Genomic DNA, 18,977 nt, shown 5'->3' on the forward strand with positions numbered 1-18,977 from the left:
CAGCAGGCGTTGTCACAGCGGCGAGGCGAAGGCAGGCCCGCGTAGTCGTGGCGACGCACTGGTTGGCGCGTGGTCCAGCCCGTCCCTGCGTACTCGCAGCAGCGGCGAGTCGCGCCGGCGGCTACTGATCCCCCTGCAGATATCGGGAGATCATGGCGACCAGCTCCGTCTCCAGCCTTTCCACCTGGATGGGTTGGGCGGCTGCCATGAGCTTGTGGGTGTTCATCTCGACGGTCCCCACGACGAGTTCCGCAGCCATGTCGAGATCCTGGACCCCGACGTCCGGATGTCGGGCGAGCACCTCGCGTACCTGACCCACCCGCGCCTTGCCGTGGCGGTCGATCGCTTCGATCAGTTCGCTGGAGACCGGTGCTTCCTCGATCATGATCCTCAGTAGTTGCGGATCGTCGTGATGGTGGTCGATGGCGTCGCGGACCAGGGACCGGACCACCTCCTTCAGGCTGCCTGGGGTCGCGTCCAGCTCATCGGCCCCCGCCCACGCACCGCGATCGATGTGCCGGACCAGCAGCTCGGCGAGGATGGCGTCCTTGTTCGGGAAGTACTGGTACAGCGAGCCGATGGACATGCGGGCGCGTTCGGCGATCCGGTTGGTGGTGCCGGCGGCATAGCCGTACTCGGCGAAAACGTGAGTAGCCGCAGTGAGGATGCGCTCTCGGGTGAGTGCGGCGCGTACCTGTTGGGGTCTGCGACGTGGGGTGAGTCGGCGGTCGGCGGATGTCATCCCGTTGATCCTTCCGGGCGGCGAAAAGCGAGTAGCAAATAGCTGAGCTTTTACTCAGAATAGTGCCATGAACTGCGGAAACAAGTTGCATCGATGGCTCGGAGCGCATCGGTGATCCCCAGGGTGAGCGTCCCCGGGGAACGCAGGATGATCACTTGCGAGGTGCGGCGGTGTGAGCCGGTGTCAGCCGGTTGTGCCCGCGTCACCCTTGGTGGCCCCGGCGGCGGACCGCCCATGGGTAGGCAATCTGACCATCCGTGCCCTGCGGCACGCGGAGCAGGAGATCGGCATCGAGTTCGTCCTGCGCGGCGACTCCCCCATGTCCTCGTGGGTACGCCGGGTCCGTCCGGGCGATCCGGCCGGGATCTTCGACCTGGGCACCATGTATCGACTGCCCCGGCACGCTCGGGGACGGCCTCTGGTGGGCGACGAGACCGCGCTGCCGGCGATCCTGTCGATCCTGGACAGTGATCCGAACCCGCCGCCCACGGAGGTCATCGTGGAGGTGGTGAACGCGGCCGATGTTCGGTCCGTCCTCATGCCGACCGGGCTGCACAGCCACTGCCTCAGCCGCGACGTCGAGAGCGTGCGGCCCGGCATCCGCGCGCTGGAGGCGGTTCGATCCGCCGAGTCACCCGAAGGACCCGTTCACACCTGGGTGGCGGGCGAGTCCCGGCTGGCCACGGGCACCCGGCGGCACTTGGTCAACGACCGCGGCGTACCCAGGCGAGACGTCTGCGTCCACGGCTACTGGCGACTGGGCCGGTCGACCCCCGGCTGAAAGGAACTCTCATGCAGCAGCACACCTGCCAACCCCACTCGTTGCACCGGCTCTCCTCCGTGGACGATGTCGAGGCGGTCGTAGGCCGTCCAGCCGCGATGATCACGCGTAAGCAGACCAGCGTCCTCGACGCAGGCTGCCGCAGTGTCCTGGCCCACAGCCCCGTTGCGGCCTTCGGCTACCGAGACGCCGACGGCACCCCCGTGACCACCTTCGTCGGTGGCGCCCCCGGGTTCGCGCGTGTCCACTCCCCGCGGCGGTTTTCGTTCCCCGTGCCTGGGACGGCGGTCGCGCCCGGTCCGGTCTCGCTGTTCTTCCTGCTCCCTGGTGTGGGCGAGGTGCTGCGCGTCAACGGTGCCGCATCCGTCCTCAAGGACGGGGAGACCGCCGTGGACATCACCGAGGCGTACGTGCACTGCGCACAGGCCGTCATCCGCTCCGGCCTGTGGGAGCCGCCCGCCCCGTCTCGGGCAGCCGGGCCGAAACCCGACGAGGGGCCGTTGGCCGGCCCTGGCGTCAGGGACTTCCTCGCCTCCTCGCCTTTCCTGGCCATCTCCACCTGGGACGCCGAAGGCGGCAGCGACACCAGCCCGCGCGGGGAGCGGCAGGCGGTGGCCCGCATTCTGAGCGGCCGCACCCTGGTCCTGGCCGACCGCAAGGGCAACAAGCGCGCGGACACCCTGCACAACCTGCTCCAGGACGACCGACTCTCACTCGCCGCGCTCGTCCCCGGCCGCAGCGGCGTGTTGCACGTCCACGGTCGCGCCGCGATCACCGACGACGCCGCGCTGCTGCAGACGATGGCGCTGCGCGGCGTGCCACCGCACCTCGCGCTCCTCGTCGACGTGGAGTACGCCGAGGTGAGCGGCAACAACGCTGTCTCCGGAGCCCGCCTGTGGACGCCTGAAGGACGGACCGGCCACGATTCGGCACCCGACATGATGGCTCTGGGCACCGCCCACCTGGCCGCCAACGCAGCCGAGTCCGGGCGCGCGTCCGCACGGCTGATCAAGCTCATCACCGCCATTCCGGGCATGAGTTGGCTGATGCGGAAAGCGGTGGACCGCGCCTACGTCTCCGGGCTGCGCAAAGAAGGCTATGACGACGTACGCGCCCCCGTTTCCGCTCACCGCGGCGCAGCGGCTCGGGGCGAGGCTGCGGTGGAGCGCCCGCTACGGCCTGTGCGCATCTGCGAGATACGTCAGGAGACGCCCTCCACCCGCACCCTCGTACTCGAGGACGCGGCCGGAGAACCCGGGCCGTTCGACTTTCACCCCGGGCAGTTCTTCACCCTGGCCACCGACATCGAAGGCCATCCCGTACGGCGTGCCTACTCGGCCTCTTCGGTCCCCGGCACGCCCCGGCTGGAACTCACCGTCAAGCACGTGAAGGGCGGACGATTCTCCACGCACGTCCACCGCGGCCTACGGCCGGGAGACCGCCTCGCGGTACGTGGTCCGTCCGGCACCTTCCACACCCAGGCACAGCACCCTGACGAGTTGGTGCTCGTCGCGGCGGGCAGCGGCATCACGCCCATGATGAGCATGATTCGGACCCACCTGTCCGGCTCGGCGGCCGGCAGGATCCGCCTGCTCTACAGCAGCCGAAGTGCCGAAGACCTCATCTTCGGCGACGAGTTGACCCGCATGGAGTTGGACCATCCGGACCGGCTGGCGGTCACCCACGTCCTGACCTGCCGCGACGGCCGACTCGATGCCGAAGGCGTCCTCCGATGGGTGACCGGCCTACCTCTGTCCGACACCGCCCATCACTTCGTCTGCGGCCCCGAAGCGCTGATGGACACTGTCCGAGACGTATTGCAACGACTCGGTGTGCCGGACGAGCGCATGCATCAGGAACGCTTCACCGGTGGCACAACCGCCCCTACCACCACGGCACCCCAGGTAATGAGAGTCGAGGAGGACGGGAGCGTCGTCGGGACCGCCATGGTCGAACCCGGCCAGACATTGCTCGATGCCGGTCTCGCAGCGGGGCTGCCCATGCCGTACTCGTGCACGGTCGGCCACTGCGGCGAATGCATGGCGCGCGTTCTCAGCGGAGAGGTCACGCAACCCGAGCACACCTGCCTCACCCCGGAGCAGAAGTCCGAGGGCTATGTGCTGCCGTGCGTCGGCGGCCCGCTGTCGAAGGTGTCGCTCGACATCTCCGAAGACTGACGCGGACGAGGACCTGAACTAGGCCGTCTTGGTGGACTCCACCATGTGTCTGCCCACCAGCACTCAGCCGGAGCCGGCAAGAGGGGCCCGGCCGGCGAACCGGACGACCACGCCATCGGCCGCTCCCGCGGTGGACGCCCACAAGGATTCACCTCATTGCCGATTGCCGACCACCCCTGCCGACCCCTCGCATTCGCCCATGCCGCACGCCAAGCTGGCGACGCAGCCTTCACCGCCGTCTTGGCCCACCTGCGCGTCTCCCTACTGCGAGGACGGCCTCGCGGTAGGGAGATGCGGCCGGACCTGGTCCCGGCCGACGAGGCGCACTCCCCCACGCCACCCGCGCATGCGCGGCGTCCGGGCGGTGATCCCCATTCGATCCGGCGCTTGGTGACCTGCCGCTGCACCGCCCTTCTCACAACCGAGCGTGGTCAGGCTGGCCGGCCGATGGGCCGGATGGTGAGGGTGTTGAGGTCGACGCCCGCCGGCGGGTCGAGGGCGAAGCAGCGCAAAGCCTCACCAGTCGTGGACGGTCCCGTCACTGAGACGGTTCACGGGCAGGTAGGCGGGCCGGTAGGGGAAACGGGCCGCCGCCCCGTCGTCGAGTTCGACGCCGAGGCCGGGAGCGTCGCCAGGGTGCAGGCGCCCATCCTCGAAGCGGTAGGAGGTACGAAACACCTCAAGCGTGTCGGGGGCGTGGCGCATGTACTCCTGGATGCCGAAGTTGTGCACGGCGAGGTCGAGATGGAGGGCGGCCGCCATGCCCACGGGTGAGATGTCGGTGGGCCCGTGCATGCCGGACTTGATGCCGTAGACGGCGGCCAGGTCGAGCAGTTTCCGTACGGCGGTGATGCCGCCGGTGTGGGTCACCGCCGAGCGGACGTAGTCGATCAGCCGTTCCTGGAGCAACGTCGTGTAGTCGTGGACGGAGTTGAAGACCTCCCCGATGGCCAGCGGGGTGGTGGTGTGCTCCCTGATCAGCCGCAACGCGCCCTGGTCCTCGCCCGGTGTGGCGTCCTCCAGCCAGAACAGGTCGTAGGGTTCGAGGTCCTTGCCGAGCCGTGCCGCCTGGATGGGCGTCATGCGGTGGTGTCCGTCGTGCAGCAAGGGGAGTTCGGGACCGAAGGTGTGCCGTACGGCCTCGAACACCGTGGGCATGTGGCGCAGGTAGGCGCGGGTGTCCCAGGTCTCCTCGGTCGGACGCGGGTGGGCGGTGCCGGTACGGCGGGCCGGCTCGTAGTCGTAGCGCTGCCCGTCCCCCGCGGCGGAGGCGGCAACGCCGTAAACGGAGTCGAGGCCGGGAATGCCGCTCTGGATGCGAACCGCCCGGAACCCGTCCGCCAGGTGCTCGCGCACCGAGTCGAGCAGCTCCGGCACGTCCCGGCCGGAGGCGTGACCATAGGCCAGCGCGCCCGTTCGGCAGGCGCCGCCGAGGAGTTGGTACACGGGCAGACCGGCGGCCTTGCCCTTGATGTCCCACAGGGCGACGTCCACGGCGGCAATGGCCGCCATGGTGACCGGGCCCCGACGCCAGTATGCGCCCCGGTACAGGTACTGCCAGGTGTCCTCGATGGCGTGCGCGTCCCGCCCCAGCAGCAGAGGGGCCACGTGTTCCCGCAGGTACGCCTCGACGGCCAGTTCACGCCCGTTGAGGGTGGCGTCGCCGAGGCCGGTGAGCCCGTCCTCGGTGGTGATGCGCAAGGTGACGAAGTTCCGGCCTGGACTGGTGACGACGACATCGACGGAAGTGATCTTCACGGGGACCGTCCTCGGTTCTCTCGGGAGCGGGAAACGGCGGCCGGGCGGTGTGACGACCGGTGTTCCACCCGGCTCGTGGGGTCCACCCGGCCACGACCACCCTAGGCCGCCTTCGAACCGGGCGGGACGGCTGGATCTTTGACGACGCGGCCCGAGGTCGGGAACCTCACCCGGTGACCGGGCCGGTCACCACGGGGCGGTCGCGGACGGGCACGGTCAGGCGGACCTCGGTACCACCACCGGGCGTGGGGGTGAGTGAGGGCTCGCCACCGATGAGCAAGGCGCGCTCGCGCAGGCCACGGATACCCTCTCACTCGCCGGCACCGCCCGTGCCCCGGCCGTTGTCGCGGATCCGGAGGTCGACGTGGTCGTCCTCCGTCCGCTCCAGTGGGTGAGGTCGACCCGGGTGGCGGCGGCGTGGCGGCCTGCGTTGATCAGGCTCTCGTGGGCGACGCGGTACACGACGAGGTCCGCGTCGTCGCTCGATGCGGGCAGGCGGGGCGTGATGCGAGGGCACACGGACATCGACGGACCGGGGAACTCCGCCGCGAGGGAGCACAGGGCGCGGGCCAGGCCCAGTTCCTTCAGGACGCCGGGGAGCAGGCGGCGGGCGATGCGCCGGATGCCGTCGAGGCCGGCGCGGGTGCTCTCCCGCACTTGGTGCAGTTCCTCGCGTACCGGACCGGGCGCCCCGTCCGCGACCTGTTTGAGGTCGAGCAGCACGGAGGCGAGGGTCTGGCCGATGCCGTCGTGGAGTTCGCGTCCGCCCAATGCCGTTCGGCCGCCGGCGCGTTGAGGGCGCGGGCCGCGCCTGCGACACGCTCGGCCTCCAGTCGGTCGGTCAAGGCGTAAAAGGTGCTGACCAGTTCGGCGGCCTCGCCGTGGCCGCCGACGGCCGGCCGGGCCGCGACGCGTCGGTCGCGTTCATGGCAAGGCTGCGCCGCCGCAACGGTCCCAGACCGATGCACAGCAGCAGGGTGTTGACGCCAAGGATTCATGCCAGGCCGATCGCCGGGACGGTCTCCCCCGTGGCCGGGGCCGGCTTCGACACGGTGGCCGGTCCCAGCAGCAATGTGGAGTCGACGACGAGCGCCACGGCGTTGAAAAGGGTGATCCTCCAGAACAAGGGCACCTCGGGCCGCCTTTCTGACGTCCCTGATCCCAGCGGCCGCCCGACCGGCCGTCAGCCTCAGCGTGAGCGGCCCGAGTCGTGGACGTCCATAGGCCCTGACACCCATTTCTCCTGCTCACAAGCCTGTCTACAGGTCGGACCCGGCCGCAATTGGGTGGCGTCCCCGATGGCGACAACGCGTCAGATGAGCGAGGGTCTGGGCAACCCCCTTTTCCGGCCCAGTGAGCGTCGTGCGGATTTCTGGCCGCCAGCGACGTGCTTGTCTCTGGTGCTCCCCGGTTCTCGACGGCCGTACAGCCCGCGTCGGCCTTCCCGAAGGCTCCGGGCCCGGCTCGCCGGCGGGCGAAGGACGCCGCTGGCCGGTCGACCACGAGAGGAACCCGGCAGCCATGAAATCAGAGCCGCAGAAACTGGGCTGGTTCAAGGAGTTCGACGACCCCGAACCGTCGGCACGCAGGTCGCGCCGCCCGGTGGCAGCCCCGACGGGCCGTCCGGCGGATGCCCGGGCGGCCACCGCCGACCGGTACCGCGCGGGGGAGGACACTGGGTGAGCATCACGACTTGGATGGCCATCGCGGTTTTCACCGTCGTGTTCGTACTTATCGCGACCGAGTGGGTGAACCGGGTCGCCGCCGCACTGGGCGGCGCGGTGGTGATGCTGCTCATCGGCGCGACCGACGCCGAGCACGCCTTCTTCTCCGAACACGCCGGCGTCGACTGGAACGTCATCTTCCTGCTGCTCGGCATGATGCTGATCGTCTCCGTGCTGAAACGGACCGGGATCTTCGAGTTCATCGCGATCTGGGCCGCGCGCAAGGCCCGGGGCAGACCGTACCGGCTCATGGTCCTGCTGATCGTGGCGACGGGTGTCCTGTCGCCCTGGCTGGACAACGTCACCACCGTCCTGCTGATCGTGCCGGTGACGATCTCGGTCTGCCGGCGGCTCGGAGTGCCCGTCGTCCCGTATCTGATCGCCGAGGTGATGGCCTGCAACATCGGTGGTGCAGCCACTCTGATCGGTGATCCGCCCAACATCATGATCGGGTCCCGCGCGGGACTGTCCTTCAACGACTTCCTGATTCACATGACGCCGATCGTCATCGTGCTGATGATCGTGTTCATTCTGATGAGCCGTGTGATGTTCCGGGGGGCGTTCCACTACGACCCCGAACGGGCCGCGTCAGTGATGGAACTCGATCCCCGGGACGCCATCAAGGACGGCCGGCTGCTGGTGGTGAGCGGTGTGGTGATCACCGCCGTGATGGCCTGCTTCGTCCTGCACACCGTGCTCCACCTGGAGCCGTCCGTGGTGGCCATCAGCGGTGGGCTGCTGTTGCTCGCCGTCTCCCGGGTCGGGGCGGGTGACGTCGTCAAGGATGTGGAGTGGGAGACGCTGGCGTTCTTCGTCGGCCTGTTCGTCATGGTCGGCGCAATGGTGCAGACCGGAGTCATCGGCGACCTGGGCGAGGCGGCCGCCAAGGCGGCCGACGGCAATCTCTTCGGGACCGCGATGGCCCTGGTGTTCGGCTCGGTCGTACCGTCCGCGATCGTCGACAACATCCCGTTCGTGGCCTCGGTCAGCCCGATCGTCGCAGAGATCGTCTCGTCCGCCGGCGGCCTGGAGGAGGCGGGGATGCTCTGGTGGGCCTTCGCCCTCGGCGCCGACCTCGGCGGAAACGCCACGATCATCGCGTCCTCGGCCAACGTGGTGGTTGTCGGCATCGCGGAGCGGGAGGGCCACCACATCTCCTTCTGGCAGTTCAGCCGCTACGGACTCGTCGTCACCGCCGTCACCGTGACGGTGGCGGCAGCGTACGTCTGGCTCCGCTACTTCGCCCTGGCCTGACCGTGCCGGCCCGATCCCGTGAGGAGAGCAGATGGCAGCAACGACCGCCCACCACAAGGCACGCCCGCGACCCGGCGCCGGGAGGAGGGAGGAGCCATGCCCCGGTCACCTGACCGACGGCTCAGAGAGATCGAGGAGCGACTGCGGCGCGAGGACCCCCAGCTGGCCCGGGCGCTGGCGACCGGTCGTCCGCACGAGCCGCGCGAGCCGCGCGAGTACCGACGCCCGGCGCTCTGGCTGCTGTTGGCCGTCGCGCTCGCACTGTTCGGCGCGGGCATCCTGCTCGCGCACGGACTGCTCATCGCCGCGGGGCTCGTCCTGGCCGGAATCGCCGGGGAGTTGCTGTCCCCGGGTCCCGGTCCCGACGCGCATGGCCGCGGCGATCGGCCGGCGGATCCCTGACTCCGGGAACCGTCGGCGCTCGGAGCCCCCGGTCCGCTCGCACCCGACGCGCGGACGGTCCCGCGCGAAGGGTTCGGTCGCTCACTCCCTGAGCCTCCGGGGCAGCCTGGGCGGCCGGGGAGGCCTCGGCTGATTCCTCTTCCGTGATCGCCCGGCCCGCCGCCGCAACGAGGCGGGCCGGGCGATCGAGGCGGCCGAGTGTCTCGCGATCACTCGCCGCGAAGCCTCTCGCTCACCGTCCGGCAGGGGCGCCGTGGCGGACAGTGCCGATGTCTCCATGTGACCCGCTGACGACGACGCGCCGCACGGTCCGGCCGAGTCGTCTCCACGCAATCGGACAGCCCTTAGCGGCCGATCTTGTCCATGTCCCTCATGATCATGCCACCATCCCCTCGGCGGATGGTCTTACGCGGAACCATTTTCGCGAAGAGGGTTTCGCCCACGAACCGGGATCGTCAGCGGCCGTCCACCGCTCGGCGCACTCACGACCGGCCGCCACGACCCTGTGCTCCGCCCCGGCGTCGGCCGCGGCCGGAACGGAACCCGGCCGGGGGTGTCCGCAGCACGTGCAGGACAGGCACCTCTGCCGACCGTGCCGAGCGCGTCAACCAATCGACGTCGGAGAGGAGTTCAGGTCAGCAGGTGCCGCGTGTGGGAGAGGCGGCGAGACGTGGCCAGCAGGGCGTGGATCTGAGGGCCGACGTGGTCGATGTGCCGCACGGTCTTGTGGAAGGGCAGCCGGACGTCGCGGTGGCCCCGCGCGCGTTCGAGTCGCAGCGTCAGCCCGTAGCGGTCGATCCCCACCGGGACCACGCGCCGCACTTCCCTGCCCGGCAGCGGACGCACCAGGCGCAGGAGCAGGGGGACGAGTTCGGGGTGGTCGTCGACGAGGTGGGTGAGCAGGCCCGCCTCGCTCGTCGCCAGGGGGTCGAGGTCGGTCGCCTCCAGCTCCTGGAGCGGCACATAGGTGCACCCGGCGGCGTCCTCCAGGACGCACTGGTCGAACTCCATGCAGGTGCTCTCGGCGGAGTCGGGGTCGTACGGCGCGGCCAGCAGCCCGGTCAGGGTGACGCGGGCACGCAGCCGGTCGCGCACACGGGTGGGGGCGATGTCGGTCAGTTCCAGGCGGATCGGCACCCGTCCGGCCGGCGGGGCACCGGGGCCCTCGGGCGGCGCGTGCAGATGGACGTGGCCCATCACCCCGGCGCCGTCGAGGCGCCGGACTTCGGTGTGCCGGCCGTCGGTGACCACGGTCATCGAGTGGGCGGCGGCCAGGATCGAGCGGGCGCGTTCGGCGGCTGTCGGCGCGACGGCGCGCAGGGGGGTACGACGCATCCGGCATCCTCTCGGAGGTCAACTACTTAGGCTTGCCTAACCTAACCTATCCGAGCCTCGTCGTCTGGAAGGCGGCGCCGGTACGCGGAGGGCCCGCCCCGGCGCGTCGAGGAGCGCGGGGCGGGCCGTCCGGACGTCGCGTCGGCGAAGGTGCTCACCCCTGCCCCTCGCCGATGCCCCACAATCGACGGTTCCCCGCCGATGCCGCCCCGGGCTCACGCCGAGTGGGCCCGCAGCAGTGAGGCCGTGCGGCATCCTGACGCCGCCGCACTGGAGGCGCTACTGCCGGGCCTGACGGACGGCACTGCACCGCCCCCGCCGCGGGTGCCGTGCTCGTCTCGTCGACCAGCGGCTGCATCGGCCGGGCCGGCTCCTGCTGACCGCCGCCCTCACGGGCGGTCCGAGAACTGCGGGCTTCGGTCCGAGCGGCCAGGTCCGGGTCGCTCCGGTGACCCCGGCGATCGGCGGTGCGGCCATCACGTTGTACGAGATCGTGGAATATGTCCCGATCCAGCACACACCTCCGACCGCCTGCGGAGCCGTGTGGTCAGCTTCCTCACCGCGCACGGCATGACGTGCGACGTCCGCGGGTACGTCGAAATCGCCCTGGTGGCACATTGGTTCAGCCCCGCCGGACCGGCTGTCGTCAACGGCGCCTTCAGTGCCGTCGCGGCAGTCCACGTCGCATTGCTCGTACCGGGGCTCCGTGAAGCGACCTCCCGCGGGCTGAGGGAAGCCGGCACCGCTCCCTCCGGCCCGCCCGACGGCCCCGAGGGCGGCCGGGCGGTTCACCCCTTCATGACGAAGCCCGGGGCCGGTGATGCCTATTCGGCCTGGAGGTCCTTCAGTGCGTCCTCGACACGGTCGAGGGTGTAGTTGGCGTCGGTGTAACCGGCCACCGTGTTCTTGCCGCCCACGTAGACGTGTCCGGCCTTCACCGCGGGCAGCTGCTTGTAGAGGGAGGTGGCCTGTATGTCCTTCATGAAGGCGTTCACCTCGCCGCGCAGGTTGGAGTCGATGAAGAGGACGTCGGCGTCACCGACCGCGGACGCCAGCTTCTCGTTGGAGAGGGTGGCCTCCGGCTCCTTCTGGTCCTTGACGATGTCGCTTTCCTGCTTGGAGTAGGTGAAGCCGAGGGGCACGAGCAGGGTGCCCTGCATGTTCTTCTCGCCCCAGGCGTAGAAGTTGTTCTCCTCGTACGAGCCGACGACGCCGACGCTCTTGCCCTTGACGACCTTCGCGTACTTCTCCGCAATGCCCTTCTGGCGCACGGCGAAGGCCGTCTGCAGCTCGTCGGCCTTCTCGGGCACACCGAGGGCGTCGGCGACCTCCTCCGTACGCTGCGTCCACTTCGCCCGGTCGCCCCCGCGGAGCGTGAAGGTGTAGACCGGTGCGATGTCCTTCAGCGCCTCGGTGGTCTCCTCGTCGTACACGTTCGGCGCGAAGATCAGGTCCGGTTCGAGGGCGGCGATGTCCTCCAGCTTGGGTTCCTGCTGGGCGACGACCGGGACCTTCTCGGCCTCGGCGGCCTGGTCCTCGGGGATGATGCCCTTCTCGAAGGCCCCTTGGCCGACCAGCTCGAAGCCCAGGTCGAGTACCGGCTGAGTGGCCGCGTAGTGCAGGGTGACGATGCGCTTCGGGGTGTCGGGCACCTTCACCTTCGCGCCGGTGGCGTCGGTGACCGTGCGGGTGGTGGACTTCGCGTCCTTGCCGTCTGCGGAGGCGCCCTCGTCGGAGGAGGAGCAGCCGGACAGGGCGAGGGCGAGTACGGCGGCGCCCGTGACGAGCGTGACGGGGGTGGACTTCATGGTGCGACCTTCCGGAGTTGCGGGGCAGCGGGCGCCGGGCGGCGGCCCTGGTGCCGGGTGATGATGTGAGGACCGCCGTTGACCGGGTCCTCGATGATGGTGGCCTGGATGTCGAAGACGTCTGCGAGGAGTTCGGTGGTGAGCACCTCGGCCGGGGAGCCCTCGGCGACGATGCGGCCGGCGGACATCACGACGAGGTGCCCGGCGTAGCGGGCCGCGTGGTTGATGTCGTGGAGCACGGCGACGACGGTGCGGCCGGCGCTGTGGTTGAGATCGGCGAACAGGTCGAGCAGGGAGATCTGGTGCGAGACGTCGAGGAACGTCGTCGGCTCGTCGAGCAGCAGGATCGGGCTCTCCTGGGCGAGCGCCATCGCCACCCAGGCGCGCTGTCGCTGCCCGCCGGAGAGTTCGTCGACGGGACGGGTCGTCAGTTCCGTCATCCCGGTCTGCTCCAGGGCGTGGCGGACGCTCAGCTCGTCCTCTCGGCTCCACCGGGAGAGGACCGACTGGTGCGGGTAGCGGCCCCGGCGCACGAGGTCGAGGACGGGGATGCCGGCCGGGGTCACGGCCGACTGGGGAAGCAGACCGAGCCGGACGGCCAGGTCCTTGGCCCGCATCCGGTGGATGTCCTTGCCGTCCAGGTACACGGTGCCCGCGGCCGGCTTGAGCAGGCGGGACAGCGAGCGCAACAGGGTGGACTTGCCGCAGGCGTTGGGGCCCAGGATCACCGTGAACTCCCCGTCGGGGATGCCGACGGTCAGGTGGTCGCCGATGACCCGGCCGTCGTAGGCCATGGTGATGTCGTCGGCGCGCAGCGAGGTGGCCGGCGCCGGGCGGGCGGGGGTGCTCACAGGGTTCCCTTCCGGTTCTCACGGACGAGGAGGGTCAGGAGGTAGAGGCCGCCGACGGCGACGGTGACCACGCCGACCGGGAGGGAGACCCCCGGTACGGCGTGCTGGGCCACCAGGTCGGCGCTTGCCAGGATGAGGGCGCCGGCGCAGGCGGCGGGCGCCAGCGCGGTGCCGGACGCGCCCGCGAGCCGCCGGCCGACGTGCGGTGCGGCGAGCGCTACGAAGGAGATGGGGCCCGCGGCCGCGGTGACCACCGCGACGAGGACCACGCCGCCGAGGACGAGCAGCAGCCGCAAGCGGGCGGGCCGGACTCCGAGCGCGGTGGCGACGTCCTCCCCCAGGTCGAACAGGGGCAGGGCGCGCTGGAGACCGGCGCAGACGACGAGCGTCGCGACGGCGCCGACGACGAGAGCGGGACCGGTGTGGCTGAAACTGACGGCGTTCAGGGAACCGGCGCCCCACACGGCGGCGATCTGGGAGATGTCGGAGTCGGCGACGAGGTAGAGGTACGTCTCCAGCGCCACCAGCATGGCGTTGAGGCCGATGCCCACGATCACCAGGCGGAAGCCCGCAGTGCCGCCACCGCGGGAGAGGAACACCACGAGCAGGGTGACGACGAGGCCGCCGGCCAGGGCGCCGCCCGAGACGGCCGCGAAGCCGGAACCGACGAAGGTGATCACCGCGACGCCGCCGGCCGAAGCTCCGGCGGTGAAGCCGATGACGTCGGGGCTGCCGAGCGGGTTGCGGGTGATGCACTGGAAGAGCGCACCGGCCACGCCGAGCATCGCCCCGAGGACGACGGCGGCCACGGCGCGCGGCAACCGCCACTGCGTGATGAACAGTTCGCTGACGCGTGTGCCGTCGCCGGTCAGCGTCCGGAAGACCTCCACCGGGGAGTACGTCACCTTGCCGAGCATGAGGGCGGCCACGGTCACGCCCGCCGTCAGGGCGAGCAGGGCGCTGCACGTGGCGACGGAGCGCACGGGTACCCGTGCCGAGACGGGCACACGGCCCGGCGCACGGACGATCAGGTCGCCCTGGTCGGTCGTCATCCACGCGGTCACTGGGTGTGCACCTTCCGGTTCGAGATCAACCGGATGAGCACGGGAGCGCCGACGAACGCGGTCACGACGCCGACTGGCATCTCCCGCAGCGACAGCGCCACCCGGGCCACGACGTCGGAGACCAGCAGGACGACGGGGGCGGCCAGCGCGGACAGGGGGATGATGCGGCGCTGGTCATTGCCGACCAGGAGGCGGCAGGCGTGCGGCACCATCAGTCCCAGGAAGGTGATGGGACCGGCGATGGCGGTGGCCGAGCCGACGAGCAGGGTGACGGCGACGATGGTCAGCAGCCGCACCCGCCGGGTGTCGACGCCGAGGGAGGCGGCCGTGTCCTCGCCGAGCGCCACCGCGTTGAGCGGGCGCACCAGGGTGAACGCGAGCAGCAGCCCAACGACGAGGTATCCGCCGACTCCGCCGAGGTCGGCGAGCGAGCGCCCGGCCACCGACCCGGCGGCCCAGGACCGGTACCCGTCGAAGGTGGTGACGTCGAACAGGCGGATGGCGGTGGTGAGCCCGCCGAGTACCGCGGCCAGTGCCACACCGGCGAGGACCATGCGGACCGGGGTTGCCGGCCCCTTCCCGGCGGAGGCGAGCAGCAGCAGGGCGACGGTGGCCAGTAGGGCGCCGGCCAGCGCGGGCAGCACCAGGGCGCTGGTCGAGGTGGAGAGTCCGGCCCACAGCGCGAGGGTCACGCCGAGCGCCGCACCGCCGTTGACGCCGAGGATTCCGGGGTCGGCGAGCGGGTTGCGGGTGAACGCCTGGATGAGGGAGCCGGCCACGCCCAGCGCGGCGCCGACCGCGATCGCCACGACGGTGCGCGGCAGTCGCGAGTCGAGCACGATGGCGTCGGCCTGCCGGTCGCCGTGACCGAGGACGGCGTCCACGACCCGGCCGGGTGCGATGCCCTCGGCACCGACGAACAGACTGGCCGCGACGCACACCAGCAGGGTCACGGCGAGTCCGGCGAGGACGAGGCGCATGCGCGCCGACATCGCGCCTTCCGCGGCGGGGCGCGGTTCGGGCAGGGCCTCTTGCGCGCCGGACGCGGACGTGGAGTCGTCCTGGGCGAGCGCGGCCCGGGTGGGCTCAGGCATGGGCGACGGTGACCGTTCCGAAGGGACCGAAGCCCCAGCCGAGTACGGTGCGTTCGACCGTGCGGGCACCGGCCTCGCGCAGCAGAACGGCGACCCGGTCGCTGGAGCGCAGCGGGGAGCCGGTGACGGTCAGGCTGGTGAGCACGTGCTCGGCGGTGTGGTCGTCGACGGCGGCCTTGTCGCTGGTGCGCTCGAACAGGACGAGGGCGGGGCCCGCGGAGAGAGCCGCTCGCAGCAGGTCACGGCACGCGTCGTCGTCGCGGCCCTCAAGGGCGGCCACGAGGACCGCACAGTCGTGGGCGGGCCATGCGGCCACGTCCGTGCCCGGCAGGTGCACGGTGCGGCCCCGGGCGATCCGCTCGGCCACGTGGGCCGCCGCCTCCCCGCCGACGGCGAGCGTGCCGGCGTCGCGCACGGCGGGGACGTCGGGCAGCAGGTCGAGGACGTACGTCAACTGCTCGGCGGCACGGTCGTGGTGGGCGGCGTCGAGGACGGGGTCGGCCGCGCGCCGATCCCGCCAGGACAGCTTGCCCAGACGCTCTGCGTGGCCGCCGGTGCGCAGCACGTCCAGGAGGTCGACGAAGGCCAGCGCCTCCCGGTTGGCCGGGTTGTCGAGGGAGAGTTCGTCGTGGGCGGAGTCCTCGCACAGCACCGCGCCGAGCGGGGTGTTGCGGAAGTGGTCGCCGTCGCGCTCCAGGAGGCCGAGCGCCGTCATGCCGTCCAGCAGCGGGGCGAGCCGGGCCGCCGGTACACCGGTGTCGGCGGCGAGGTCGTCCAGGCCGGTCGCGCCGTAGGAGACGGCCGGGTTGATGCCGAGCGTGACGGCGACCCGGGTGATGACGGGCGGCGCGAGTTCGGTCATCTCGTGGATGTGCAGCAGCAGGTCGGCGGAGGTCTGCTCGCCGTCGTCGGCGGCGACGGGCGTCAGACTCTCGGCGTTGTCCCGCGGGGCCGTCTCCTCGCGCACCGCTGTGGTCTTCGGGCGCCGCCAGTAGCCGGTGACCTCGACGTCCTCCTTGGGCAGTCTCCGTTCGTTCCGCAGGTAGCGGCGAATCGGGGCGATGGTCATGGCCTCGCCGGCGACCCAGGCGTACACGCGCCCCTCAGGCAGGTCCACGCGGCGCACCGCGTCGAAGAGGCGGGTGCCGGTGCCGGCGGGTTCGTCGCCGCGGACCAGCCACTCGACGCGCACATCGGCCCGGGTCCCGACCCGCTGGCGGTCCTCCTCGGCGGCCACCTCGATCACGACGTGTCCGCGGGTGCCCTCGGGCGCCTCCTCCAGCCAGCGGGCGATGGCGGGCAGCGCGGTCTCGTCACCGGCGAGCAGGTGCCAGTCGGCGTCGGTGTTGATCCCGGCGCAGGACTTGGGTCCCGCGAAGTGGATCTCGTCGCCCGGCCGGGCCCCGAACGCCCAGGAGGCGGCCAGGCCGTGGACGTGGCGGACCACGTCGACGGTGAAGGTGCGGGTCTCCGGGTCCCAGGAACGGACCGTGTAGTCACGGGTGTTGCCCAGCACCTCGGGGTTCCAGGCGAAACGGTTCTCCTCCTGGGTGCCGATGCGCGGCAGTTCACCGTCGGCGGGGGGAACGACGAGTTTGACGTGGTCGTCGAAGCCCTCGGAGCGGAACGCGGGCCGGTGATACCCCTCACCCATGACGCCCTCGGTGAGCTCGTCGCCGGTCAGGGTGATCCGCCGCATGTTCGGCGTGACGTCGACGACCCCGGCCACCTTCGCACGGCGCATCACGATCGGGAAGATCTGGAGGGGGCGGGACGAGCGAGGCATGGGAACTCCGTGAAGATCAGACACAAGTAAGGTTAGCCTAGCCTAATTTGAGCCACGCCCGGACGGTCGTGACGCTTTCGCAACCCCCCGGCCGGTCTCAGCGGGGCGCCGGAACCGAGGGCCGCCAACCGCCCTCCGGGTCGGGCCGCAAGCCGGACCAGCTCCACCACAGTTCGGCGTAGCGCCCACGCCGCGAGCAGTTCGGCGTGCGTGCCGCTCTCCACAACGGCCCCCTGGTCGAGGACCAGGATCCGGTCGGCCCGCTCGGCCTGGGCGAGGCGATGCGCGACCAGCAACGTGGTCCGGCCACGGGTCGCCGCCTCGGCGGCCTCCTCCAGCACCCGGGCGCCGGCACTGCCCGCCTCGGCCGTCGCCTCGTCCAGCACCGCGACCGGAGGGTCGGCCAGGGCGAGGCGGGCCAGCGCCAGGTGCCCCGCCTGCGCGGCCGTCAGGCGGTGGGCGCCTTCGCCGACCCGGGTGGCCGCGCCGTCCGGCAGGGCACGCACCCAGTCGAGGGCGCCGACGGCGCCGAGCGCGGCCAGGACCTGCTCGTCGTCGGCCGTGGGCCGGCCGAGCCGCACGTTGTCGAGCAGTGTGCCGTGCAAGACGTGCCGTTCCTGGCTGAGCAGGCCGATGTGACGGCCCAGCACGCTGTCGCCGATCCGCTCGAGTCGCGCCCCGCCCAGCCGCACCGTGCCGACCGTCGGCCGCAGCACCCCGGCGGCCACGGAGGCGAGCGTGGTCTTGCCCGCGCCGCTGGCTCCGACCAGCGCCACGCGTTCACCGGGAGCGACGCGCAGCGTGACGTCGCGCAGTACCGTGCGGTCGCCATAGGCGTGTGCGACATCGCGCAGTTCCAGGCTCGCGTCGGCGGGCGTCTCGGGGGCCTCCGGCTCGGCCGGCGGGCTCATGGTGGCTACTCCGGCGAGCCGGGCCAGGCTCGCCCCCGCCTCCTGGAAGTCGTCGAACTGCGTGATCAGGAAGCCGATCGGGTTGAACAACCGGTGGAAGTAGAGCGCCGCCGCCGTCACGGCCCCCACCGTCACCGCGTCGGCCCGCACCAGGTGGAAACCGGTGACGAGTACGGCCGTGAGGCCGACGAAGGGTGCCGGAGGGCGCCTCGGGGACGGCGTCGACGGCACCGGCCCCGCGCCGGGCCGAGGCGCGGGCACCCGCCGCTACCTGTCCGCAGAAACCCAGGGTGCGCAAGGGCTCGGCGATGAACTGGGCGAGGCCGACGACCGTCACGAGCTGACCCACCGTGAGCCGGCCTGTCAGCGCCGACCAGCCCGCGAACCCTGCGACCGCGGCGAGGAACAGGCCGCTGCTCGCCACCGTCACCCCCTGGTAGAGCCCGGTGGTCGTGGCTGCCCGCAGCCTGGCCCGCAGGGCCGACTCCCCCGCCACGCGGTAGCGGCCGGAGGCGGCGGTCTGCGCACCGATTCCGCGCAGGGTGCGCAGTCCGCCGAGCAGATCCGCGGCCATGGCCGTGACGCGTCCCGTGGCCTTCTGCAGGGCGGCACTGTGCCGCGTAAGACGGGGGCCCACCCACCCGTTGAGCAGCACCGACAGCGTCACGCCCACCAGGACGCCGAGGCCGAGGGGCACGTCGATGACAAGCAGGGCCACGGACGAGACGACGATGGCGGAGACCGCCCCGAAGCCGATGGACACCGCCCGGATGATCAGCGCGGTCTTCTGCGCGTCCGACGAGGCCACTGCCAGCAACTCGCCGGTGCGCAGCCCCGTACGGTGCCCGCGCGGGTCGAGCGCGGCTCGGGCCACGTCGACGCGCAGCAGGTGCGCTTCCCGCTCCAGTGCGCTCACGCCGTGCCGGGCGCCGTTGCGCCACGCCAGGGCGAGCACGGTGAAGAGCACGGCCAGACCGGCCACGGACCAGGCCAGCGCCGCCCGGTCGCCGGTCGCAGGTCGCCACGGCACGGTCGATGATCAGGCCGATGGCGATCGGGACAGCGGCCTCCGCCGCCTGGTGCAGCGCCAGCAGCAGCCAGCCGGCCGCCAACCGCCCGGAGTGCCGCCGCAGGGACGCCGCGAACACCGTCCGGGGCGGGCGTGGCCCGGCAGGGGGCGGTGTGCGCGTACTCCCGGGCGAGGGCAGGCTGCCGGGCATGCATGTGCCCTTCACGGTCAGGAGCGCGGTCGGCCCGCACACGTGCCGGGCGTATCGCCCTCACGGATGG

At 71.4% G+C, this 18,977-nt stretch carries 14 protein-coding genes and 2 pseudogenes; 5 read left to right on the forward strand and 11 right to left on the reverse strand.

Annotation, left to right across the window (positions count from 1 at the left end; all coding sequences use genetic code 11):
* Nucleotides 1-121: 121 nt before the first annotated feature.
* The gene (locus ACGH7X_RS00465) at nt 122-742 is read right to left on the reverse strand and encodes a TetR/AcrR family transcriptional regulator (RefSeq protein WP_399880138.1); all 621 of its coding nucleotides are present in this window, start codon (nt 740-742) and stop codon (nt 122-124) included.
* Nucleotides 743-935: 193 nt separating this feature from the next.
* Between ACGH7X_RS00465 and ACGH7X_RS00470 the strand changes: the two genes are divergently transcribed.
* Complete coding sequence (locus ACGH7X_RS00470) at nt 936-1,523, forward strand: siderophore-interacting protein (RefSeq protein ID WP_399880141.1); 588 nt, start codon at nt 936-938, stop codon at nt 1,521-1,523.
* Nucleotides 1,524-1,534: 11 nt separating this feature from the next.
* Entirely contained in the window at nt 1,535-3,700 is a 2,166-nt protein-coding gene (locus tag ACGH7X_RS00475; RefSeq protein ID WP_399880144.1) for a pyridoxamine 5'-phosphate oxidase family protein, read from the forward strand.
* Nucleotides 3,701-4,216: 516 nt separating this feature from the next.
* On the opposite strand, the gene manD is transcribed toward ACGH7X_RS00475, so the two are convergent.
* Together manD and ACGH7X_RS00485 are read right to left on the reverse strand one after the other, a co-directional pair.
* Nucleotides 4,217-5,458, reverse strand: coding sequence for a D-mannonate dehydratase ManD (gene manD, locus ACGH7X_RS00480; protein WP_399880147.1), 1,242 nt, complete (start codon nt 5,456-5,458; stop codon nt 4,217-4,219).
* A gap of 166 nt (nt 5,459-5,624) precedes the next feature.
* Nucleotides 5,625-6,590 (reverse strand): annotated as a pseudogene (locus ACGH7X_RS00485) (sensor histidine kinase).
* Between the two features lie 389 nt (nt 6,591-6,979).
* Here ACGH7X_RS00485 and ACGH7X_RS00490 point away from each other — a divergent pair.
* From ACGH7X_RS00490 to ACGH7X_RS00500, 3 genes are all read left to right on the forward strand, one after another.
* The gene (locus ACGH7X_RS00490) at nt 6,980-7,141 is read left to right on the forward strand and encodes a hypothetical protein (RefSeq protein WP_399880150.1); all 162 of its coding nucleotides are present in this window, start codon (nt 6,980-6,982) and stop codon (nt 7,139-7,141) included.
* Nucleotides 7,142-7,155: 14 nt separating this feature from the next.
* Complete coding sequence (locus tag ACGH7X_RS00495; RefSeq protein ID WP_399896670.1) at nt 7,156-8,436, forward strand: SLC13 family permease; 1,281 nt, start codon at nt 7,156-7,158, stop codon at nt 8,434-8,436.
* Between the two features lie 96 nt (nt 8,437-8,532).
* Nucleotides 8,533-8,838 carry a DUF3040 domain-containing protein gene (locus tag ACGH7X_RS00500; protein ID WP_399880152.1) on the forward strand — a complete coding sequence of 102 codons (306 nt, stop codon included), beginning with the start codon at nt 8,533-8,535 and terminating at the stop codon, nt 8,836-8,838.
* A 630-nt stretch (nt 8,839-9,468) separates the two neighbouring features.
* On the opposite strand, the gene ACGH7X_RS00505 is transcribed toward ACGH7X_RS00500, so the two are convergent.
* The 8 genes and pseudogenes from ACGH7X_RS00505 to ACGH7X_RS00540 form a co-directional block, all read right to left on the reverse strand.
* A complete protein-coding gene (locus ACGH7X_RS00505) occupies nt 9,469-10,173 on the reverse strand; it encodes a DUF2470 domain-containing protein (protein ID WP_399880155.1) in 705 nt (234 codons plus the stop codon).
* 824 nt (nt 10,174-10,997) lie between these two features.
* Entirely contained in the window at nt 10,998-11,981 is a 984-nt protein-coding gene (locus ACGH7X_RS00510; protein ID WP_399880158.1) for an ABC transporter substrate-binding protein, read from the reverse strand.
* Nucleotides 11,978-12,775, reverse strand: coding sequence for an ABC transporter ATP-binding protein (locus tag ACGH7X_RS00515; protein WP_399896673.1), 798 nt, complete (start codon nt 12,773-12,775; stop codon nt 11,978-11,980). The genes ACGH7X_RS00510 and ACGH7X_RS00515 overlap by 4 nt, the downstream gene beginning before the upstream one ends.
* Before the next feature lie 53 nt (nt 12,776-12,828).
* On the reverse strand, nt 12,829-13,896 hold the full coding sequence (locus ACGH7X_RS00520; protein ID WP_399880161.1) for a FecCD family ABC transporter permease: 1,068 nt from the start codon (nt 13,894-13,896) through the stop codon (nt 12,829-12,831).
* The gene (locus ACGH7X_RS00525; RefSeq protein ID WP_399880163.1) at nt 13,893-14,990 is read right to left on the reverse strand and encodes a FecCD family ABC transporter permease; all 1,098 of its coding nucleotides are present in this window, start codon (nt 14,988-14,990) and stop codon (nt 13,893-13,895) included. Before ACGH7X_RS00525 ends, ACGH7X_RS00520 begins: the two co-directional genes overlap by 4 nt.
* On the reverse strand, nt 14,983-16,776 hold the full coding sequence (locus ACGH7X_RS00530) for a siderophore-interacting protein (protein ID WP_399880166.1): 1,794 nt from the start codon (nt 16,774-16,776) through the stop codon (nt 14,983-14,985). Before ACGH7X_RS00530 ends, ACGH7X_RS00525 begins: the two co-directional genes overlap by 8 nt.
* 32 nt (nt 16,777-16,808) lie before the next feature.
* A complete protein-coding gene (locus tag ACGH7X_RS00535; protein WP_399880169.1) occupies nt 16,809-17,948 on the reverse strand; it encodes an ATP-binding cassette domain-containing protein in 1,140 nt (379 codons plus the stop codon).
* A gap of 61 nt (nt 17,949-18,009) precedes the next feature.
* A pseudogene (locus ACGH7X_RS00540) lies at nt 18,010-18,717 on the reverse strand (ABC transporter transmembrane domain-containing protein); the annotation flags it as partial.
* Nucleotides 18,718-18,977: the final 260 nt, after the last annotated feature.

The organism is Streptomyces sp. BBFR51 (assembly GCF_044591655.1).
In the GTDB taxonomy this organism is placed as follows: Bacteria; Actinomycetota; Actinomycetes; order Streptomycetales; family Streptomycetaceae; genus Streptomyces.